At 71.7% G+C, this 18,787-nt stretch carries 18 protein-coding genes, 3 tRNA genes and 1 pseudogene; 11 read left to right on the forward strand and 11 right to left on the reverse strand.

The window, feature by feature from the left end; all coding sequences use genetic code 11:
- Positions 1–26: 26 nt before the first annotated feature.
- Entirely contained in the window at positions 27–734 is a 708-nt protein-coding gene (locus tag AC5RWQ_RS05370; RefSeq protein ID WP_494281640.1) for a glycosyltransferase family 2 protein, read from the forward strand.
- Here AC5RWQ_RS05370 and AC5RWQ_RS05375 read toward each other — a convergent pair.
- Both AC5RWQ_RS05375 and AC5RWQ_RS05380 read right to left on the reverse strand, forming a co-directional pair.
- On the reverse strand, positions 720–1,616 hold the full coding sequence (locus tag AC5RWQ_RS05375) for a transketolase family protein (protein WP_494281641.1): 897 nt from the start codon (positions 1,614–1,616) through the stop codon (positions 720–722). The genes AC5RWQ_RS05370 and AC5RWQ_RS05375 overlap by 15 nt on opposite strands.
- The gene (locus tag AC5RWQ_RS05380) at positions 1,616–2,332 is read right to left on the reverse strand and encodes a thiamine pyrophosphate-binding protein (protein WP_494281594.1); all 717 of its coding nucleotides are present in this window, start codon (positions 2,330–2,332) and stop codon (positions 1,616–1,618) included. The genes AC5RWQ_RS05375 and AC5RWQ_RS05380 overlap by 1 nt, the downstream gene beginning before the upstream one ends.
- Before the next feature lie 47 nt (positions 2,333–2,379).
- On the opposite strand from AC5RWQ_RS05380, the gene soxR reads away from it, so the two are divergent.
- Complete coding sequence (gene soxR, locus AC5RWQ_RS05385; protein WP_494281595.1) at positions 2,380–2,856, forward strand: redox-sensitive transcriptional activator SoxR; 477 nt, start codon at positions 2,380–2,382, stop codon at positions 2,854–2,856.
- Here soxR and AC5RWQ_RS05390 read toward each other — a convergent pair.
- Positions 2,843–3,820 (reverse strand): NAD(P)H-quinone oxidoreductase, encoded by a 978-nt coding sequence (locus AC5RWQ_RS05390; protein ID WP_494281596.1) that lies wholly within the window; start codon positions 3,818–3,820, stop codon positions 2,843–2,845. The genes soxR and AC5RWQ_RS05390 overlap by 14 nt on opposite strands.
- Positions 3,821–4,025: 205 nt before the next feature.
- Here AC5RWQ_RS05390 and AC5RWQ_RS05395 point away from each other — a divergent pair.
- Positions 4,026–4,112: transfer RNA gene (locus AC5RWQ_RS05395), tRNA-Ser, on the forward strand.
- Between the two features lie 81 nt (positions 4,113–4,193).
- Here the strand turns inward: AC5RWQ_RS05395 and AC5RWQ_RS05400 are convergent.
- Positions 4,194–4,721, reverse strand: a complete 528-nt coding sequence (locus AC5RWQ_RS05400) for a hypothetical protein (protein ID WP_494281597.1) — start codon at positions 4,719–4,721, stop codon at positions 4,194–4,196.
- Between the two features lie 157 nt (positions 4,722–4,878).
- Between AC5RWQ_RS05400 and AC5RWQ_RS05405 the strand changes: the two genes are divergently transcribed.
- Complete coding sequence (locus tag AC5RWQ_RS05405) at positions 4,879–5,412, forward strand: YbhB/YbcL family Raf kinase inhibitor-like protein (RefSeq protein ID WP_494281598.1); 534 nt, start codon at positions 4,879–4,881, stop codon at positions 5,410–5,412.
- Positions 5,413–5,506: 94 nt separating this feature from the next.
- Here AC5RWQ_RS05405 and AC5RWQ_RS05410 read toward each other — a convergent pair whose 3' ends face one another.
- Positions 5,507–6,217 carry a class I SAM-dependent methyltransferase gene (locus tag AC5RWQ_RS05410; RefSeq protein WP_494281599.1) on the reverse strand — a complete coding sequence of 237 codons (711 nt, stop codon included), beginning with the start codon at positions 6,215–6,217 and terminating at the stop codon, positions 5,507–5,509.
- A gap of 210 nt (positions 6,218–6,427) precedes the next feature.
- Here AC5RWQ_RS05410 and AC5RWQ_RS05415 point away from each other — a divergent pair, with 210 nt between their 5' ends.
- Positions 6,428–8,254 carry a DUF6311 domain-containing protein gene (locus tag AC5RWQ_RS05415; RefSeq protein ID WP_494281600.1) on the forward strand — a complete coding sequence of 609 codons (1,827 nt, stop codon included), beginning with the start codon at positions 6,428–6,430 and terminating at the stop codon, positions 8,252–8,254.
- A gap of 5 nt (positions 8,255–8,259) precedes the next feature.
- On the opposite strand, the gene AC5RWQ_RS05420 is transcribed toward AC5RWQ_RS05415, so the two are convergent.
- Positions 8,260–9,039, reverse strand: coding sequence for a hypothetical protein (locus tag AC5RWQ_RS05420; RefSeq protein WP_494281601.1), 780 nt, complete (start codon positions 9,037–9,039; stop codon positions 8,260–8,262).
- A gap of 297 nt (positions 9,040–9,336) precedes the next feature.
- Between AC5RWQ_RS05420 and AC5RWQ_RS05425 the strand changes: the two genes are divergently transcribed.
- The gene (locus tag AC5RWQ_RS05425) at positions 9,337–10,833 is read left to right on the forward strand and encodes a peptide deformylase (protein WP_494281602.1); all 1,497 of its coding nucleotides are present in this window, start codon (positions 9,337–9,339) and stop codon (positions 10,831–10,833) included.
- Positions 10,834–10,910: 77 nt separating this feature from the next.
- Here the strand turns inward: AC5RWQ_RS05425 and AC5RWQ_RS05430 are convergent, their stop codons facing one another.
- A complete protein-coding gene (locus AC5RWQ_RS05430; RefSeq protein WP_494281603.1) occupies positions 10,911–12,029 on the reverse strand; it encodes a globin domain-containing protein in 1,119 nt (372 codons plus the stop codon).
- A 120-nt stretch (positions 12,030–12,149) separates the two neighbouring features.
- Between AC5RWQ_RS05430 and AC5RWQ_RS05435 the strand changes: the two genes are divergently transcribed.
- Positions 12,150–12,923 (forward strand): CPBP family intramembrane glutamic endopeptidase, encoded by a 774-nt coding sequence (locus AC5RWQ_RS05435; protein ID WP_494281604.1) that lies wholly within the window; start codon positions 12,150–12,152, stop codon positions 12,921–12,923.
- On the opposite strand, the gene AC5RWQ_RS05440 is transcribed toward AC5RWQ_RS05435, so the two are convergent.
- Positions 12,910–14,067: a hypothetical protein gene (locus AC5RWQ_RS05440; protein ID WP_494281605.1), complete on the reverse strand. Its 1,158-nt coding sequence runs from the start codon at positions 14,065–14,067 to the stop codon at positions 12,910–12,912. The two genes, AC5RWQ_RS05435 and AC5RWQ_RS05440, sit on opposite strands and share 14 nt — an antisense overlap.
- A 703-nt stretch (positions 14,068–14,770) precedes the next feature.
- On the opposite strand from AC5RWQ_RS05440, the gene AC5RWQ_RS05445 reads away from it, so the two are divergent.
- Positions 14,771–14,861: transfer RNA gene (locus AC5RWQ_RS05445), tRNA-Ser, on the forward strand.
- Between the two features lie 37 nt (positions 14,862–14,898).
- A tRNA-Arg gene (locus AC5RWQ_RS05450) sits at positions 14,899–14,971 on the forward strand.
- 114 nt (positions 14,972–15,085) lie between these two features.
- Here the strand turns inward: AC5RWQ_RS05450 and AC5RWQ_RS05455 are convergent.
- The 3 genes and pseudogenes from AC5RWQ_RS05455 to AC5RWQ_RS05465 form a co-directional block, all read right to left on the reverse strand.
- A pseudogene (locus AC5RWQ_RS05455) lies at positions 15,086–15,747 on the reverse strand (site-specific integrase).
- Positions 15,720–15,857 carry a hypothetical protein gene (locus AC5RWQ_RS05460; protein ID WP_494281606.1) on the reverse strand — a complete coding sequence of 46 codons (138 nt, stop codon included), beginning with the start codon at positions 15,855–15,857 and terminating at the stop codon, positions 15,720–15,722. The pseudogene AC5RWQ_RS05455 and the gene AC5RWQ_RS05460 overlap by 28 nt, the downstream one beginning before the upstream one ends.
- A gap of 161 nt (positions 15,858–16,018) precedes the next feature.
- Positions 16,019–16,111 (reverse strand): DUF5131 family protein, encoded by a 93-nt coding sequence (locus AC5RWQ_RS05465; protein ID WP_494281642.1) that lies wholly within the window; start codon positions 16,109–16,111, stop codon positions 16,019–16,021.
- 75 nt (positions 16,112–16,186) lie between these two features.
- Here AC5RWQ_RS05465 and AC5RWQ_RS05470 point away from each other — a divergent pair, with 75 nt between their 5' ends.
- Both AC5RWQ_RS05470 and AC5RWQ_RS05475 read left to right on the forward strand, forming a co-directional pair.
- The gene (locus AC5RWQ_RS05470; protein ID WP_494281607.1) at positions 16,187–16,966 is read left to right on the forward strand and encodes a transposase family protein; all 780 of its coding nucleotides are present in this window, start codon (positions 16,187–16,189) and stop codon (positions 16,964–16,966) included.
- Between the two features lie 546 nt (positions 16,967–17,512).
- On the forward strand, positions 17,513–18,469 hold the full coding sequence (locus tag AC5RWQ_RS05475; protein WP_494281608.1) for a sulfotransferase family protein: 957 nt from the start codon (positions 17,513–17,515) through the stop codon (positions 18,467–18,469).
- The last annotated feature ends 318 nt before the right edge of the window (positions 18,470–18,787 follow it).

The raw sequence follows: 18,787 nt of genomic DNA on the forward strand, positions 1-18,787 counted from the left end.
TTACTGTCGCCACCGTGGAGATCCCCGTGAAGCTCTCGATCCTCATGCCGGTCTACAACGAGGAAGAACGCATCGCGGATGCCCTCAAGCAGGCATTGGCGGTCGACTATCCGTGCGAGATCGAGCTGGTCGTGGTAGACGACGGCAGCCGGGACGGCACCGGGGAGATCCTCGACCGGGCCGACGACGCGCGGCTGCGGGTGATCACCCACCAGCGCAACGCTGGCAAGGGCGCGGCGATCAAAACGGCGGTCGACGCCGCCGACGGTGAGTACATGGTCATCCTGGACGCCGACCTGGAGTACGACCCGCAGGACATCCCCCGGCTGCTCGCCCCGGTGCTCGACGGCCGCGCCGACGTGGTCTACGGAAATCGGACCTTCGGCAGCCACAGTGCCTACAGCTTCTGGTACGTGATGGGCAACAAGGGCGTCACGATGGCCGCCAACGTGCTCTTCAACTCCTACATCGGCGACCTGGAGACCTGCTTCAAGCTGATGCCGGTGGAGCTCTACCGCTCGCTGGAGATCCGCTCCCGGGGGTTCGGCATGGAGGCGGAGGTGACCGGCAAGCTGCTGCGCCGCCGGATCCGCCCGTACGAGGTGCCGATCAGCTACCGGGCCCGCGGTCGCGAGGAGGGCAAGAAGATCACCTGGAAGGACGGCGTCGAGGCGCTCTTCATCCTCGGCCGGGAGCGCACCCGCCGCCGTCCCGCCCGGTCAACCGCGCGCTGACCCGGCCGGCGTCAGGAAGTCGGCCACCGACCGGCGCAGACCGGCCGCGTCCAGCCCGTGCCAGCGGGTGTGGTCCTCGGCCGAGCCGTACCGGCGTAGTTCCGATCGCCCCACGCCCAGGCTGAGCAGCCGGTGCGGCCGGTCGGCCAGCGCCTCGGAGACCACCCGCGCCGACGTGCCCGCCAGGTAGGGCTCGACCAGGATCACCTCCGTGCCGGCCAGCGCCCGCAGGCCCGCCACGTCGAGCGGCCGCGGCCGGTGGGTGTACGCCACGGTGACCGGCAGGTCGGCCACCGCGGCGAGCGCCGCGTCGCGCACCGGCCCGACCGCCACCACCAGCGCCGCGCCCGGCCCGGCGTCGCGCACCACCCGCAGCTCGCCCGCCTCCGGGTACGCCCGTGCGTTGGTCTGCGTCGACAACCGCAGGTACGCCGAGTCCCGCCCGCAGACCGCGCTCCGCAGCAGCCCCGGCACCTCGTCCGGGTGCCCGGGCACGTGCACCGTCCAGCCGTTCAGGGTGTCGATCAGGCTCACGTCCGCCGGCGAGAGGTGGGTGCGCCCGGCGGCCGCCCGGTCGTACGACGCCCCGATGCTCACCAGCACCGCGCCGACGCCCTGGTGGTCCAGGTCCAGCTTGATCTGCTCGTACGCCCGCTCGACCAGGAACGGGGCGTAGCTGTGCACGATCGGGCGCTGCCCGGTCAGCGCCAGCCCACCGGCCACGCCCACCATCAACTGCTCCCGGATACCCACGTTCAGCACCCGGTCGGGGTGCCGCCGGGCGGCCGGGGCGAACGCGTCGGCGGAGATGTCCGCCAGCACGATCGTGGTCCGCGTGTCCTCCAGCAGGGCGGTGGCGGTGTCGACGAAGGTCTCCCGCATCATGGCTGTTCCCCCTCGGTGACGACCGCGACGACGACGTGCGGGCGCTGCCCGTCGTGCCCGGTCAGGGCGGCGTGCAGAGCATCGTGGTCCCGTCCGTCGACGGTGGTGCCGGTCCAGCCGTTGACGGTGAACCGGCTGGCCGCCCCGCCCGGCCAGCCGTGGCTGGCGGAGCGGTTGTCGACCACGATCGCGGTCAGGTTGCCCAGGCCGGTGGCGCCGGCGTACGCGATCGCCTCGTGGTTCGACCCCTCGTCGAGTTCGGCGTCGCCGAGCAGCACGTACACCCGGGGGTCGGGGCGGCCCTGGGCGCGCAGCCCGAGCGCGGTGCCCACGCCCAGCCCGAGGCCGTGGCCGAGCGAGCCGGAGCCGATCTCGACCCCGGGCACCAGCAGCCGGTCGGGGTGGTCACCGAGCCGGCTGTCCGGGCCGCCCTGGTCGTCCAGCCAGTCGGCGGGAACGAAGCCCTTGGCGGCGAGGACGGCGTAGTAGCCGGCGACGGCGTGGCCCTTGGAGAGCAGGAAGCGGTCCCGCTCGGGGTCGTCGACGGTCGCCGGGGTGGTCCGCAGGATCCGGTCGTAGAGCACCCAGAGCACGTCGATGGTGGAGTACACGTTGGCGCCGTACTCGCGGCCGGCGCGCAGCCGTTCCAGCGGCGCGGCGACCGGCCCCGGCAGGGTGTGGCCGGGTGGGGCGGTGGCGGTCGTGGTGGTCATGCCGCTAGCCTGCAAGTTGAAGTTCACTTCAACTCAAGGCGAATGTGATGCACGAGTCCCTCACCATCGGGCAGCTCGCGGCCCGCAGCGGCGTCGCGCCCTCGGCGCTGCGCTACTACGAGCGGCTCGGTCTGATCCGTGCCGAGCGCACCGGCGGCAACCAGCGCCGGTACGCCCGCACCGAGCTGCGCCGGGTCGCCTTCGTCCGGATCTCCCAGCAGGTCGGAGTCTCCCTCGACGAGATCCGGGAGGCGCTGGATTCGCTGCCGTCGGCACGGACCCCCACACCCGAGGACTGGGCCGCGCTCTCCCGCACCTGGCAGGAGCGGCTGGACGAGAAGATCCGGCTGCTCGGCAAGCTCCGCGACGACCTGGACGGCTGCATCGGCTGCGGCTGCCTGTCGCTGACGCGCTGCACCCTCTACAACCCCGAGGACTCGCTCGCCGGCGAGGGGCCGGGCGCCCGGCTGGTGCTGCCCCGCCCTCCGACCACCACCGACCCGGCGGCCGTCAGCCGACCGTGAGCAGCACCTTGCCCAGGTGCTCGTTCGACTCCACCAGCCGGTGCGCCTGCGCCGCGTCGGTGATCGGTATCCGCCGGTCCACGATCGGCCGGACCGCGCCCGACTCGACCAGCGGCCAGACCTGCTCCCGGACGCCCCGGACGATCTCCGCCTTGTCGTCCAGCGGGCGGGAGCGCAGCGCGGTGGCCGCCACGGTGGCCCGCTTGGCCAGCAGTGCGCCCAGGTCCAGCTCGCCCTTGCGGCCACCCTGCATCCCGATCACCACCAGCCGTCCGCCGTCGGCCAGCGCCGTCACGTTCCGCCCCAGGTAGGAGGCGCCCATGATGTCGAGGATGACGTCGACGCCCCGGCCGTCGGTGACCCGGCGGGCCTCCTTGACGAAGTCCTGCTCCCGGTAGTCGATGGTGTGCGCGGCACCCAGCTCGCGCAGCCGTTCGTGCTTGGCCGCCCGCGCCGTCACCAGCACGGTCGCGCCGAGCGCGGTGCCCAGCTGGATGGCGAAGGTGCCGATCCCGCTGCCGCCGCCGTGCACCAGCAGCGTCTCGCCCCGGCCCAGCCGGGCCAGTCGCACCACGTTCGACCAGACCGTGCAGGCCACCTCCGGCAGCGCCGCCGCGTCGACCACGTCGACGCCGGCCGGCACCGGCAGCAGCTGCCCGGCCGGCACGGCCACCCGCTCGGCGTAGCCACCGCCGGCCAGCAGCGCGCAGACCTCCTGACCGACCTTCCAGCCGGTCACGTCCGCGCCGACCGCGCTGATCACCCCGGAGCACTCCAGACCGGGGTACGCGGGCGCGCCCGGCGGCGGTGGGTAGTGCCCCTGCCGCTGGAGCAGGTCCGCCCGGTTCACCGCGCTGGCGCGCACGTCGACGACCACCTCACCCGGACCGGGCTCGGGATCGGGCACCTCCGCCCAGACGAGTGCCTCGGGTCCGCCGGGTTCCGGGATCGTGATCGCGCGCATGGCCCAGTCTTACCCGATCCGCGCGCCGGCCCACGCCGGGGCCGCGATATCCCCCGACCGGGATTCCGCCCACAGTGGACCGGCGGGCCGTCCCGATCCTGGTGACCGGCCGTCCCGCCGTGCGTCCGGGGGTGGGAGGCCGGTTCGCCCGGCCGGCTGCCATGGCAGACTAGACACCGGCCGTGCACCTCCGGGTGGCGGTCCGGGAGGGTTCGCCTAGTGGCCGATGGCGCTGGTCTTGAAAACCGGTAAGGCAGCGATGTCTTCGTGGGTTCGAATCCCACACCCTCCGCCCCGGAACGACAGAACCTCGCTGACCAGCGCGAACGCCGTTCAGGGACCAGCCAGGTCGGATGTGCCCCGGCAACAGCGGTCAGCAGCGATTCACGGTGCCGGTGCCGCACAGGGGTGGAGCCTCGATGCGGCAGACCTTCCAGCCGCCGCCGATGCCTCCTTCGTTCCTGGTCTGGAATCGCCACCGCTGGGCGGGGCCCTCGACGAAGCTGACGCCTCCGGTCGCCGGGTCGATCTGCGTCACCCGGAAGTTCACCATCGCGGAGACCGCGCCGTCCGAATCGCTCGTCCGCCAGTCGGACGACTCGACCGTGAGGCCGAAGTCGGCCTGAACCTGTTCGTGCAGCTTCCGCGCTTCCCGGAACAGGTCGTCGCGGCTGTCGCTGCACAGGCATCGGTTGATCTTGAGGCTCTCGCCCGACTCGAACACGGCCACGAGGTAGGCGTTCGCCGCCGCGGCGGGCGTTGTCTCGCCCCGCCCTGCCTCGACCGTGCGCACCACTGCCCACCGGGCCGGCCCGCCGACGCAGGCCACCGTGGCGGCGATGGTGGCGGCGGTCACGGCCCGCGCCCGCCACGAACGCCTGGTGGGGGTCATCGCGATCATGGAGGGAGGTTAGTGGTCCGACACGGCCGGCGGTAGGTGCGCCGCGGCGCAACGGTCCGGCGCGTTCTCCGTCGCCACGGGCGCTTTCGGTTCGTTTGGGCGGCGGGGCGGGGTAAGAAGGGCAGCAGAGACCTCACGCGTACCGGAAGGACCTCCGATGACCCTGGAACGACCGATCGCCCCGGACCCGTACGAGCTGCTGCCGACCGTTTCGTCGTTCAACCTGACCAGTGACGACGTGCACAACGGCGAGCCGATGGACGCGCGGTACGCGCACGACAGCGCCGGCGGCGAGAACATCTGCCCGCAGTTGGCCTGGTCGGGCTTCCCGGCCGAGACGAAGAGCTTCGTGGTCACCTGCTTCGACCCGGACGCCCCGACCGGCAGCGGCTTCTGGCACTGGGTGCTGGTCGACGTCCCCGCGTCGGTGACCGAGCTGCCGACCGCCGTGAAGGAGTCGGACCTCGGTGGCGCGTTCAGCGTCCGCAACGACTACGGCGACACCGGTTACGGCGGTGCCGCCCCGCCGCCCGGCGACCGCCCGCACCGCTATGTCTTCGCGGTGCACGCGTTGGACGTCGAGCGCCTCGACGTCGGGCCGAACGCGTCTCCCGCGTACGTCGGCTTCAACCTGGCCTTCCACACCCTGGCCCGGGCGGTCATCCGCCCTACGTACCAGATCAAGGAGTGACCCCCACCTCCTCCGCGATCTTGCAGTTTCGGCCTCGACGTATCGGGCGAAAGCCCCTAACCAGGGGCGCAAACTGCAAGATCGCGGGGGCCGGTCAGGCGGGGACGCGGGCGACCGCGAAGACGGACTGGCCGAAGGGGGGCCGGACGAGCTGCTCCGCCGCCTTGGTGGCGGGCAGGACCAGCGTGTCGTAGACCTTGACCATCGGGCCCTCCTTCGGCATCAGCCGGAAGACCTTGGTCGCCATGAAGTAGCCGATCAGGCCGAGCGCGTTGGCATAGTGCATCGTCTCGACGTGCAGCCCGGCCTGGGTCATCGCCGCAGTCAGGGTCCGCTTCGTGTAGCGGCGCACGTGGCCGGTGGCGATGTCCGCCGGACCCATCGCGAACTGGAACGCCGGCACGATGATGATGACCTTGCCACCGGGCCGGACCAGGTCACGCATGCTGCGCAGGGCGCCCACGTGGTCCTCGATGTGCTCCAGGACGTTGTACGAGACCGCCGCGCTGTGGTTGCCGCCCTCGGGGTGCGGCAGCAGCATCTGCCGTACCTCGATGGTCGGCTCGCCGGCCAGGCGTTCCTTGAGCTGGACGAGCCGGTCGGGGTCGGCCTCGGTGGCGGTGAACCGGGGGACGTGCCTCGCCCACTCCAGGGCGTAGTCGCCCAGCCCGCTGCCGATCTCGATGGGGTCCTCACCGAGGTGGGGCACCGCCAGTTCGACGAACCACCTGCGGTGGTTGACCGCGGTGGCCAGGCCCTCCAGGACCTCCGACTGGACGCGCTGATCCCCAGTGATTTCTGCCATGCGTCGATTCCTCACGGTGTGACTCGAACCGTGCCTGAACCGACAGGGTGAATCCTCCGCGAGGGGCGGCGGAAACGGGGACACCGGAGGTGGCCGAAATGCGGTCGGGGGTGGGCACGTGATCGGCGGTCAGCGAACCCGGCAGATAGTACGCCAGTCCGCCGAATCATGTCACCTCGGCACCATACGGTGACTACTCTCTGAATTGCTATGACTACTCCCGAATCGGACCCCGGGGTCGAACGATCCGGCGTCGGGGACGCCGTGGTCGACGACGACCGTGGCGCGGTCCGGCGGGAGGGTCGATGGTGGGACGTCGCCGCAGTGCTCAGCTTCGTGTTGCTGGCGTTCTGGGTGACCGCCCGCTTCTGGCTGCGTCCCGGCAGTGGGGTCCGGGACAACCCGTCGGACCAGTCGCAGTTCGAGTGGATGATGGCGCACGGCGCACGAGTCGTGACGGAATGGGATTATCCATTCGCCACGCACCGGATGAACGTGCCGGACGGCGTGAACCTCATGGCCAACACGTCCGTATTATCCGTTTCAATCCCAATGACGCCCGTCACCGTCTTTTTCGGCCCGCACTGGTCATTTCTGCTCTTTCTCACGCTGGGAATGGCGGCCACCGGGGCCGCCTGGTACTTCTTCCTCTCCCGGGTGGTCACCGGGTCGCGCGGACCGGCCTGGCTGGGCGCCGCGTTCTGCGCCTTCGCCCCGGCGATGGTCTCGCACGCCAACGCCCACCCGAACATCGTGTCCCAGTTCGTGGTACCCCTGATCGCCTGGCGGACGCTGCGGCTGAACCAGCCGGGTCGGTGGCTGCGCAACGGTGTACTGCTCGGCCTGCTGATCGTCTGGCAGGCCTTCCTCAACCTCGAGATCCTGCTGATGACCGCGATCGCGCTCGCCGGGGTGGTCGGCGCGCTCGCCCTCGGCCGACCCGAGCTGCGCCGGGGCGCCCGGCCATTCCTCGCCGGCCTCGGCGTCGCCGCCGTCCTCTCCGCCGTGCTGCTGGCGTACCCGCTCTACGTCCAGCTCTTCGGCCCCGGCTCGTACCAGGGGCTGTCCCGGCTGATCCGCGGCTACCGCACCGATCTCGCGTCCTTCGTCGCCTTCTCCCGGGAGTCGCTGGCCGGCAACGCCCGGTCCGCCGAGCCACTGGCCCGCAACGCCACCGAGGAGAACTCCTTCTTCGGCTGGCCGCTGGTCGTCCTGGCCGTCGCGCTGGTCTGCTGGCTGTGGCGCAGCGCGCTGGTGCGTGGTCTGGCCGTCCTCGGCGTGTTCTTCGCGGTGCTCTCGCTCGGCCGGGAGGTCCAGCTCGGCGGGCGGGACACCGGCGTGCCCGCGCCCTGGGCGGTGCTGGAGAAGCTGCCGCTGCTGCACTCGGTGGTCCCCACCCGCTGGTCGCTGGCGATCACTCCGATCATCGGCGTGCTGCTCGCGCTCGGCGCGGAACGCGCCCGGCAGCTGATCCACCGGCACCCGGCCGCGGCGCCGCAGCTCCGGTTCGCCACGGTCACCGTGCTGCTGATGGCCCTGCTGCCGAACCTGCCGACCCCGCTGCCCGCCGTCGGGCTCGACCCGACCCCGGCCTTCGTCACCTCCGGCGCCTGGCGCCCGTACGTGGCCGGCGGGCGCAGCATCGTCACCCTGCCGCTGCCCGACACGAACTACGCCGACCCGCTGCGCTGGTCCGCCCGGACCGGGCTGGACATGCCGCTGGCCCGGGGCTACTTCCTCTACCCGGACACCCGGCCGCGGGCACCGGAGCCGAACGCCGCGCTCTTCACCGCCCCGTACCGCCGGACCAGCAACTTCATCGGTGGCGTCGCGCGAACCGGGGCGATCCCGCCGATCACCCGCCGGGACCGGGCCGCGGCCGTGACCGATCTGCGCTACTGGCGGGCCGGCGCGGTCGTCCTCGGCCCGCAGCCCAACGCCGACGCGCTGCGCCGGGCGATGACCGACCTGACCGGGATCACCCCGACTTTCACCGGCGGGGTGTGGCTCTGGGACGTCCGGCCGCTGACCGACTGACCGGGTCAGGAGGGGCGGACGCAGCAGCCCTGGCAGATCTTCGGCCGGGGCAGGGTGAAGGCCAGGCAGCAGGTGCGCCGCTGCACGGTCGGCTCGCCGCCGGGACCGGGCACCAGCTCGACCAGGTCGGCGAGGTCCAGCGCGTCGAGCAGCGTCTCGACCGTGCGAACCGAGGAGCCCGGCAGCACGTCGGCCGCGCGGAGGATGCCGTGCGCGATGCCGGAGGCCACCGAGCCGAGCAGGGTACGGACGCCGACCCGGACCTCCGCCTGGATCGCGGCGATCATGGGGTTCAGGTGGGCGTCGAGCAGCGAGGCGCGGAGCACCCGGAGCAGCTCCGCCTCGTCCGCGACGACCCGGACCCCCGGCTGGCCGGTGAGCGCCAGCGGGTCACCGGGGAGCACCGCGACCGTGGTCGAGCGGCGCAAACCCATGGTCAGCAGCTGGTGGTGGTCCTCGAAGTGGATCAGGACGTCGGCCGGGTCGAGCAGCGGCACCCGCCGGGCGGAGGCCCAGCCGAGCACCACCGGCAGGGCCGTCCAGTAGCTGTAGGACTTCCAGGCCAGCGCGGCGCAGGCGTGCGGGGTGCCGCCCCAGCGCCGGCCCGCGGCGATCAGGAACTCGGGGAGCCGGGTGCCGTCGATCAGGGTGGTCGCCGGGCTCCAGCCGGCCTCGTCGACCACCACCAGCCCGGGCGCGAGGCCGGGCAGCTCGTCGGTGCCGAACATGGCCCGCAGGGTGGCGGTCACCGGGGCGAGCGGGGGGACGACGTCCCGCCTCGGCATCACCGCTGTCACCTGGTCCGTCCCCTTGTCCGAAGTGCGTCCGTCTAGCTAAGGCTAGCCTAACCACAGTCGTCGGCCCAGGGGAAGCGTCGCCGGCGGCGGATCGAGAGGCCCGGGTCACTCCGTCGACGTCGTCGGCGACGAACCGGCCCGGGCTCCGCGTACTACCCGGCCACCGAGGCCGGAAACCGCCACCAAGACAACGGCCGTTGTCAAGCCAAATGTCGGCAAAGTGCCAGTTCACTGTGACTCAGGGGAAGAACGTGAAGACTCGTCGTACCGGCCGTGAGGAAGCTGATGACGACCTCCCCCCTGGAGCGCGCCGCCGAGTCCTTCGCCGCTGAGCTCGCCCGGCACCGGACGGGGCGGCGACTCTCGAAGAAGCAGCTCGCCACCCTGATGGGCTTCGACCCGTCGTACGTCAGTCACGTCGAGGGGCGCCGGCACCGGCCCACCGAGGACTTCGCCCGCCGCGCCGAGGCCGTCCTCGACGCCGGCGGCGCGATCTTGCAGCGCTTCCGGGAGTACGACCAGCTGCGCCAGGCCCGCGCCAACCCGACCCCCCGCGAACCCGCCGCCCCCGGGCAGTGGCTGCCCCCCGGCACCGGCCTGCTGGTCGAACGCGAGACCGCCACCCTCACCCTCCTCGACGACGCCTACCGGTGCGTGGTGCGCCGCCAGCTCTGGAACGCCGGCACCGACCCGGTCACCCGCTACCTGGTCCGGGTCGCCGTCGACCGCTGGCCCGACGACCCCGGCCGCTCCAACCGGCACCACCGGGAGCACCCGCTCACCTTCGCCGAGCTGCAGTTCCGGGCGCTGCGCGACGACGGCGGCACCCGGGACGCGATGCACTGGCGGGTCCGGCACGACCGCGACGCGTACAAGGAGATCTGGCTGCTCTTCGAGAACGCCGACGGCCCCTTCCCGCTGCACCCCGGCGAACGGGCCGAGGTCGAGTACGCCTACCGGGTGGGCCGCGAGAAGTGGGGCCCCTGGTTCCAGCGGGCCGTACGCCTGCCCACCCGGCACCTGGCGGTGCGGCTGGACGTCCCGGCGGCGCTCGACCCGCGGGTGTGGGGGGTGGAGACCTCCCTCTCCGCCGACGAGGGCCCGCTGCGCACCCCGATCCACCGGCACGACCGCGGCGACCGCGCCATCTTCGACTGGTCCACCGACGACCCGCCGCTCAACACCCGCTACCGCCTCCAGTGGCGGTTCCGCCGAGAACTTCCCGACGCCCGCCCGGCGGTCGGCGGCCGACCCGCCGACCGGCGACGCGACCTCGGCGTGCTGCCCCGCGACGCCGAGGCGCTGCGCCGCCCCGCCCGACCGTTCGACCTGCCCCGGGACGAGCCCGCCGCGCGTGAGGTGGTCGACCGGCTGACCGGCCTGCTCGACCGGGCCGACGAACTGCACCCGTTCCACGCCGGGCTGGGCCTCGCCGCACCACAGCTCGGCATCGCCGCCGCCGCGGCCGTGGTCCGCCCCGCCGACCGGGCCGCCCCACCGGTCGTCCTGCTCAACCCCCGGGTTGTCGACACCAGCCCCGACACCGACGAGCAGTACGAGGGCTGCCTCTCCTACGCCGATCACCGGGGGCTGGTGCCCCGGCCGCTGCGGATCGACGTCGAGCACGCCCGCTGGGACGGCAGCCGGGTCATCACCTCGTTCGCGTACGGGATGGCCCGGCTGGTCGCCCACGAGGTCGACCACCTGGAGGGGCGACTCTGGACCGACCGGATGGCGCCCGGCGTGCCGCTGGTGCCGGTCGAGGAGTACCCCGGCCCCTGAGAGGGCCCAGTGCCAGGGGACCGGGTCGCGTGCCCCACGGGGCAGGGGCACGCGACCCGGTTGGGGGGAGGAAAGCGCTACAGGTTGCCGAAGGTGTCGTAGCGGATGTGCGGCGGCGGGACCTCATCCTCGGCGAGCGCGCGCAGGGTGGCCCGGACCATCGCCGCCGAACCGGAGACGTAGCAGTCATGCGTCGCCCACGGGCCGTACCGGGTGACCACCTCGGAGATGTCCCCCTGCTCACCGTCGAAGCCCGGGTCGTCGCTGCACGCCGGGGTCACCGACAGCCAGGGGTGCGCGGCGAGCAGTTTCCTCAGGCCGGCCAGCGCGTACAGGTCGTCGCGGTGCCGCGCGCCGTAGAAGACGTGCACCCAGCGGGTCCGGTTCCACCCGGTCAGCTCCTCCACCAGCGCCTTCACCGGGGCCAGGCCCACCCCGCCGGCCACGCAGAGGATGTCCCGGGTCGACTCCCGGTCCAGCGTCATCGCGCCCATCGGCGCGGCCACCCGCAGCAGGTCGCCCGGCTTCGTCCGGCGGACCAGCGCGCCGGAGACCCAACCCGCCCCGGCCGGCGTACGCACGTGGAACTCCAGCACGTTGTCGTCGTTCGGGGCGTTCGCCACCGAGTACGTCCGCCACACCTTGGGCAGGTGCCGGGGGACCTCGACGCTGACGTACTGGCCGGCCCGCCAGGGCAGCGGGTGCTGGAGCGCGCGCACGGTCAGCACGGCGGTGTCCGGGCCATGCCGCTCGTGGGTCAGCACCTCGGCGTGCCAGTACGGCGGGTTGTCGTCCGCCGCCGCCCCGGCCACCATCGTCTTCGTGATCGACGCGTACGCGTCCCGCCAGGCCTGGTCGTACTCCAGGTTCCAGCCGTCGCCGGCGGTGCTGCGCAGCGCGTCCAGCAGCGCGACGCCCATCGTCGCGTAGTGCGCGGCTTCCACGTGGTACTTGCGGTGGTCGCGGCCGAGCGAGCGCAGGTAGTCGTCGAAGCTCTCCGGGTCCTCGACGACCTGCGTGGCGGCGACGATCGCGTCCAGGATCCGGTCGCCCTGACCGGTCATCTGGGCCGGGAAGTGCTGGCGCAGCGCCGGGTCGAGGAGGAACAGCCGGGCGTAGAAGTGAGCGCTGAGCCGGTCCCGATTCTCCTCGACCAGGGTCCAGCTCTCCTTCAGCAGCTTCGCGACGTTGTCCACGGGGTGCTCCTCCTCCTGACGCGGATCGGGCCCACATAGAATGTCCACGGAGCGTGCGCACCGGTCGCACAGACTGTGCGACCGCTCCCGTCGGTCCCACCGGTGCGGCACAGTGGTGCGGTGACCGTCGACGAGCTGACCCGCCCGACCACCCGCCGGGTGCTGGGCACCGAGACGCTGCTGGTGCTCGGCCTGTCGCTCGGGCAGTCGGCCGTCTACGCGCTGGTGTCGCTGACCGCGAAGCTGACCGCCGAGGGGCCGCTGTCGAAGCAGACCGCCTCGCTCAACACCTCGCAGTCCGCCCGGCCGTACCTGGACCTGACGTACCAGCTGCTCGGCATCGCCTTCGCGCTGCTGCCGGTGCTGCTCGCCGTACACCTGCTGGCGCGGGACCCGGGCGACCCGGCCCGGACCCTCGGCGTCGACCTGCGCCGCCCGGGCGCGGACCTGGCCCGCGGCGCCGGCCTCGCGGCGCTGATCGGGCTGCCCGGCCTGGCGCTGTTCTGGGCCGCCGCGCAGCTCGGCGTGAACGCCACGCTGGTCCCCGCCGGCCTGCCGCACCTGTGGTGGGCGGTGCCGGTGCTGATCCTCGCCGCCGTGCAGAACGCCGTGCTGGAGGAGGTGATCGTCGTCGGCTACCTGGTCACCCGGCTGCGCCAGTTCCAGTGGCGGCTCGGCGCGGTGATCGCCGCGAGCGCGCTGCTGCGCGGCTCGTACCACCTCTACCAGGGCTTCGGCGCGTTCCTCGGCAACGCCGTGATGGGCGTCGTGTTCAGCCTCTTCTACCTGCGCACGAAGCGGGTGATGCCGCTGATCGTGGCGCACACCGTGCTCGACGTGGTCGCCTTCGTCGGCTACTCGCTGCTGCCGAAGGCCTGGTTCAGCTGGCTCTGACCGGCCGGTAGGCGGCCACCGCCCGGGCCGCCAGCCGTTCGGCCGCGGCGGCGTCCCCGGCCGCCGTGGCGAGCACCGCCGCCCCGGGCAGCAGCCGGGACGCCAGCCGCAGCGCCGCCCAGCCGCCCGCCTGCACGGCCAGCGGCGCGGCGAGCCGCCAGGCCGCCTCCACCGCCCGCGGCCACGGCCGGTCCCCCGGGCCGTCCGCCGCCCGGGCCGCGTCCAGGGCGGTGCGCGCGCTCTCCGCGTCCGGGTGCACCTGGGTCAGCACCAGCAGCTCCACCGCCCGGTCCGGGTGCAGCGGATCCCGGCCGTACGCCGCCGCCAGGTGCAGCACCAGGCCCGCCTGGGTCCAGAGCACCGCCGCCAGCTCCGCCGCCGGCGCGAAGAGCCCGGCCACCGCCGCGGCCGCGCCACCCGCCCCGGCCGCCCTCACATACCGCCGGGTGGCGAGCCGGGCCAGGCCGTCCGGACCCGCATCGGGGTACGCCTCGCGCAGCCCGTGCGCCCAGTCGCATGCGCGCGGCCCGACCGCCTCGACAGCGGCCAGGGCGAGCAGCTCCGGCGCGAAACCCGGGTGGTCCAGCAGCCGGGTCCGCAGCTCCGCCAACCCCAGTTCCCGGGTACGCCCCGACGGGCTGGCCTCGGCCATCGCCCGCGGGCCGGCAGCCGGCGTCACCGCTGCGGCGTTCTTCGGCATCGTGGTGGCGGTCGGCTCCACGGTCGGGGTCGTGGCGGCGTCCGACATCGTGGTTTCGGTCGTGACGATGGCCGGCTCGGTGTTCGTCTCCGCCGGGTCGCTTGGCAGGCCCGCCGGCGGTGCGACGACCGGCTCGGCCCCCGGCGGCGCGGCTGGTGGGGCGGCGGTCTTCCTGGCCGTGGCCTTCTTCGGGGGAGTCGCCTTCTTCGCGGCCGGGGCCTTCACCAGGGCGGCATCCGCTCCGGCCGCCGGGGTCGGCTTCTTCGTGGCGCGCCGGCGGCGCGGCGCCGATTCGCCCGGTTCCTCGCCCCCGGTGGCCCCGAGCCGGGGCGACGCCGCCTCCGCGACCACCTCGCCGGAGCTCACCGGACCGGTCGGTTCCGCCGCGCCGGTCGGAACCGTCGCTGCGGCCTCCGGCCTCGGGGCGTCGGTGGCATCGGACACCGCAGCGGCTCCCGCTTGGCGCGCGGCGCCTTCGGCGGCCGGAGCCTGGGACGAGTCATCAAGGGCGTTCGCCGTGCCCTGCCCGGGAGTCACGGCGCCGCCTCGGGTGGCCGAGGTCGCCTTCCGGGGCCGAGCGGGAGGCCCATCCTCCGCCCCGGCGGCCCGCCGTGCTCGGGGCGTACCGGACCTGCTCCTCGCCCCCGTGGGCGGTGGCGCCGTGAAGCTGCTCTCCTCGGCGGCGGCCTCGGCACCTGCCGGGGCTGGAGGCGCCGGCTCGGGCTCCGGCTTCGTCGGCCGGGACTCCGCCGCAGCCGAGGCGGCGGTACGCGGGAACCGTTCGGCCCGGCCCTGCCGGGGCAACGCCTCGTCTGGGACGGGGGGCTGGAACAGCACCGTCGGCGCGGGCCTCGGGCGTAACTTCCCGGGCGGTGTCGACGTGGGCTCCTCGGCCGGCGGGAACGCCTTCGCCGGAGTCGGCGGCGGGGTGAAGGTGGCCTTCTGGGAGCGGCTCCGCGCCTGCTCGCGGGGCGGGTCGCTCGGCGGCTGCTCCTGCATGTCGATGGAGCGTAGTCGTGAATGTGACCCCGCACACGGTGGAAACGCCTGAGCCGGGAGACCCACCTGGCTCGCGCCGCGGTAGTCGCTTTGCTCCCGGTGGGGGCGGACCTGTATCCTCGTCCGCGGTGGTCCGCAGGGTCACCAGGGAGACTTCGCCTAGTCTGGTCTATGGCGCCGCACTGCTAATGCGGTTGGGGTCTTAAAGCCCCTCCCGGGTTCGAATCCCGGAGTCTCCGCGCGAAAGTCGGTCGTGTAGGCTGGCTGAGCAACCGGGCGCCCGTAGCTCAACGGATAGAGCATCTGACTACGGATCAGAAGGTTAGGGGTTCGAGTCCCTTCGGGCGCACAGAGCAAGGGGAAGCCCCCGACCAGCCGAAACGGCAAGGTCGGGGGCTTTTTCGTATCCGCCGGCATCAGCGTGCGGGGGGTCCTGGGAGCCACGCTGGGAGCCACCGGTCCCTCAGTTCCCGAACAGCGCACGGGACATCGCCTCCGCAGCCAATCGACGATCACCTTCCATCAGGTGTCCGTACACATCCTTGGTGATCGCGATCGAGGCATGCCCCAACGCCTCAGAAACCACATGCAGCGGCGTGCCCTGGGCGAGCATCAGCGACGCCCCCGAATGGCGCAGTTCATGCGGGTGCCAGTGACCTAGGCCGGCCCGCTTGCACAGGGCCGAGAGCCGGTGCGAGAAGTTGTCCGGGTCAAGCGGTGTACCGACCTCGCTGGAAAGACCAGGCCGTGATCCTGCCACGTCTCACTGGCCGCCAATCGTTCCTCAGCCTGCCGAGCCCGGTGCCGCCGTAGCAGCTCCACCAGCTGCGGCGTGAGGTACAGCGTTCGGCGGGAGCGCCGGGTCTTGAGTTCGCTGACCACCAGGCAGGTCCGCCGGTCGGTCCTGGCCGGGTCGCGCTCCTTGATCCGCTTGACGCTGTGCGTCACCAGCAGCGTGCCGGCCGTCCAGTCGAGGCGATCCCACCGCAGCCCGAGCGCTTCACCCCGCCGCAGACCGTAGGCAAGCATGATCGTCACCAGGGCTTCCTTGCGCTCACCCCGAACTTCGGCCAGTAGAGTCCGCGCCTGCTCGGGGGTCAGCGTGCGCCCCTCCTTGGCGACCACGCGAGGAGCCGCCGACAGCCCAGCGACGTGTGCTGGGGCGTCGCTGCCATCACATCTAAGACTTGTCGCACGAAGGGCAGCGGCACCTGGGCGTGGAACAGGTCGCTCATCGAGTTGACAACACTAATCGCGGCCGGCGCCACGATAGCGGGAGCGCCAAGGCATCGGGGTGGCAAGTGACCCCGAAGCCTGGACCACTGGTACGGGGATCACCATCTCGCTGGTATCGCGGCTGTCCCATCGCCTTCAAGCGCTTGGCGAGAGTCATGGCCTAACAGTTATCGCATCCGCGCGAGACGCGATCGCAACCCGTCGTCGGATTCCAAGTCGCCTGCGTCCACTCGATGGCGCTGCGATCCCCTATGACTCCTCCTCGGCCTAAGGGACGTCTCGTAACCCCGAGGTCTGTCTGTTAAGGACGATCATCGATGATGCCTGCGTGCAGGTGATCACCGCAGCCAGGGCCGACTGGATCTTCCCGTTCACCGGGCTGCAGCCCGCCCAGTTCCGCCGGCTGGTCCGCCTGGTCGCCGAGCGCGGCGGGGACGCTATCGCTGACGGCCGGCCGGGCCGGCAGTGGGCCCTCGACCTGCCCGATCGGGTGCTGCTGGTGGCCGCCTACTGGCGCACCAACCTGACCATGCGCCAGATCGGCCCCCTGTTCGGCGTCTCCCACTCCGCCGCCCACCGGGTCATCGACACCCTCGGACCGCTGCTCGCCCTGGCACCGGTGCGCCGGCGGCCGGTCGACCAGATCGCCATCGTCGACGGCACCCTGATCCCGACCCGGGACCACCGCCTCGCGGCGCCCAGCAAGAACTACCGCTACTCGACGAACCTGCAGGTCCCCATCGACGCCAGCACCCGCCTGGTCATCGCCCTGGGTGACCCGCAGCCGGGCAACCGAAACGACACGATCGTTTACCGGACCAGCGGGATCGACCAGAAGCTGGCCGGGCGGCCGGTCATGGCCGACGGCGGCTACCGCGGCAACCCCGACGTGATCATCCCGTACCGAAAGAACCGCGATGGCAGCCCGCTACCGGCCTGGAAGGAAGACCTGAATGCCCAGCACCGCACCGTCCGTGCCCAGGTCGAATACGCCCTGGCCAGGATGAAGTGCTGGAAGATCCTGCGCGACTACCGCCGCGCCGCCAGCACATTGACCGACACCGCTTCAGCCATCGCCCATCTCCACAACATCGCCCTCGTCGGGTGAGCACCGACCCGGTCACGGGCAACGCCTTCACTGAGTTACGAGACGTCCCTTAGCGTCGCGTGCGCTAGGCCCTGAGCCTATCCTAAGTCGAACATTTGTTCGATAGCTACGAGCGACGATCTACGCCCATCATGGTCTACGAAGGGGCGGCCGCCTAGCACCGCGCAGAGCCCGACGCGGTGACCAGGTAGGACTGCGGCGGTGAATCTCCGGGGCGGCCGTGCTTCGCCGTGCTTCGCTGTCTAGTCCGACCTGATGCTTGACAGCCGTCCCAGCACATGCACGACAGTCGGCCTTGGTTCCTCAGTCGTCCTGGTTACAGTCGGTGACATCTGAGTGCCTGCGGGCGCACTCACATGCCGAGATCAGTGCATCAGTGTGTGAGGGATGCGGCGCGTTGGGAAGCTTCGATAATTCGTTTCTCGCTTGTTGGAGGCGGCCGTCCGGCACGCACTCGGCGCGGCGGGTGCGGGTCCGGCCCGTAGCAGCGGGCGAAGGGGATAAATGGCTTGCACAGGCGCCGGGCTGAGAGTTTGACTGCTCGCCATGCCTTTCCCCTCACCGATCTTCGTAGCGGGTACGGGTCGTTCGGGAACGTCACGGATCGCCGACATCATCGGTGAACATCCGCTGATCCATCGGATTCCCATGGAGACCCGGTTTCTCATCGACCCGGGCGGCCTGCGGGACCTGGCCGACGCGCTCACCGATCGATACGACCCCACCGTTGGTGAGGACGCCCTGCACCGGCTGAGCGACTTCCTCACCGTACGAGTGCCCGGCCGGCGCGACGATCGCGGCAAAACCGTTCCCGAACTGGTCGGCGAGCGGCGCTACCGGGACGCGGTGCAACAGCTCTGGCCGCAGTTGATCGCGTACACATACGACGAACCTGCGCCCGCGGAAGGCTTCGGGAACGCCGACCGGCCTGCCGGGCCGTTCGAGCCGCTGAGCCGCCGGCGGGTACTTCCCAGGTATTTCAGCGACCGGGGCGAACTGCTCGGAATCTTGCGGGGCCTGATCGACACCATGTTCGGCGGAGCAGCCGCCGACGCGGGCAAGCCGACCTGGTGCGAGAAGACACCGTTCAACCTGCTGTGCATGGAGTTCCTCTGGGAACTGGTCCCCGAAGCGACCATCGTGCACATCAAGCGTCACCCGGTCTCAGTGCTCGCATCCCACCTGGCCCAGCCATGGGCACCGCCCACCGTCGACGGCGCGCTCGCCTACCTCAAGCCGGTCTACCACCGATGGCTCACCTGGAAGAACGCGGTCGACCTGACGGGCAGGCGATACATCGAGGTGAAAGCAGAAGATCTCGCAGCCGACTGGCCCGGGCAGCGCCGCGCCCTGTTCGAACGGCTCGACGTCGACGACTTCGCCACCCCTTCAACGTTTCAGTCGCACAAGCTGACGAACCGCAACGACCAATTCGACGACGAAACCCGCGAGTTCATCGAAGAAGCACTCGGCAAGGTCATCCCGGCCATGGGATATGAGTGACGGCTCTGGCTCTCCACCTTGACGACGCCGCGTCGCGCCCCTCAACGCCCGGTAAACGCTGCTTCAGCCGAACCGCATCGCAGACCACTCCTTCCTAACTTTCCGGCCGTCTTTTGAGCCCGCGCTTATGGGCGGGTGCACGCTTCTGCCGCGATCAGGGCGCCGGCTCACCGGTCGCTGAACACCGGATCTGCCGATGTGCGCGCTTAGTGGACTGCAACGTCAAACGGCCCTACTGCTCAGTCTTCTTCGATGTATCCCGTGGTGGGGTCAACGATGGCCAGGAAGTCGCGGATGTTCTCCATGTGCTCGTCGAGC

Source organism: Micromonospora sp. BS32 (assembly GCF_059089345.1).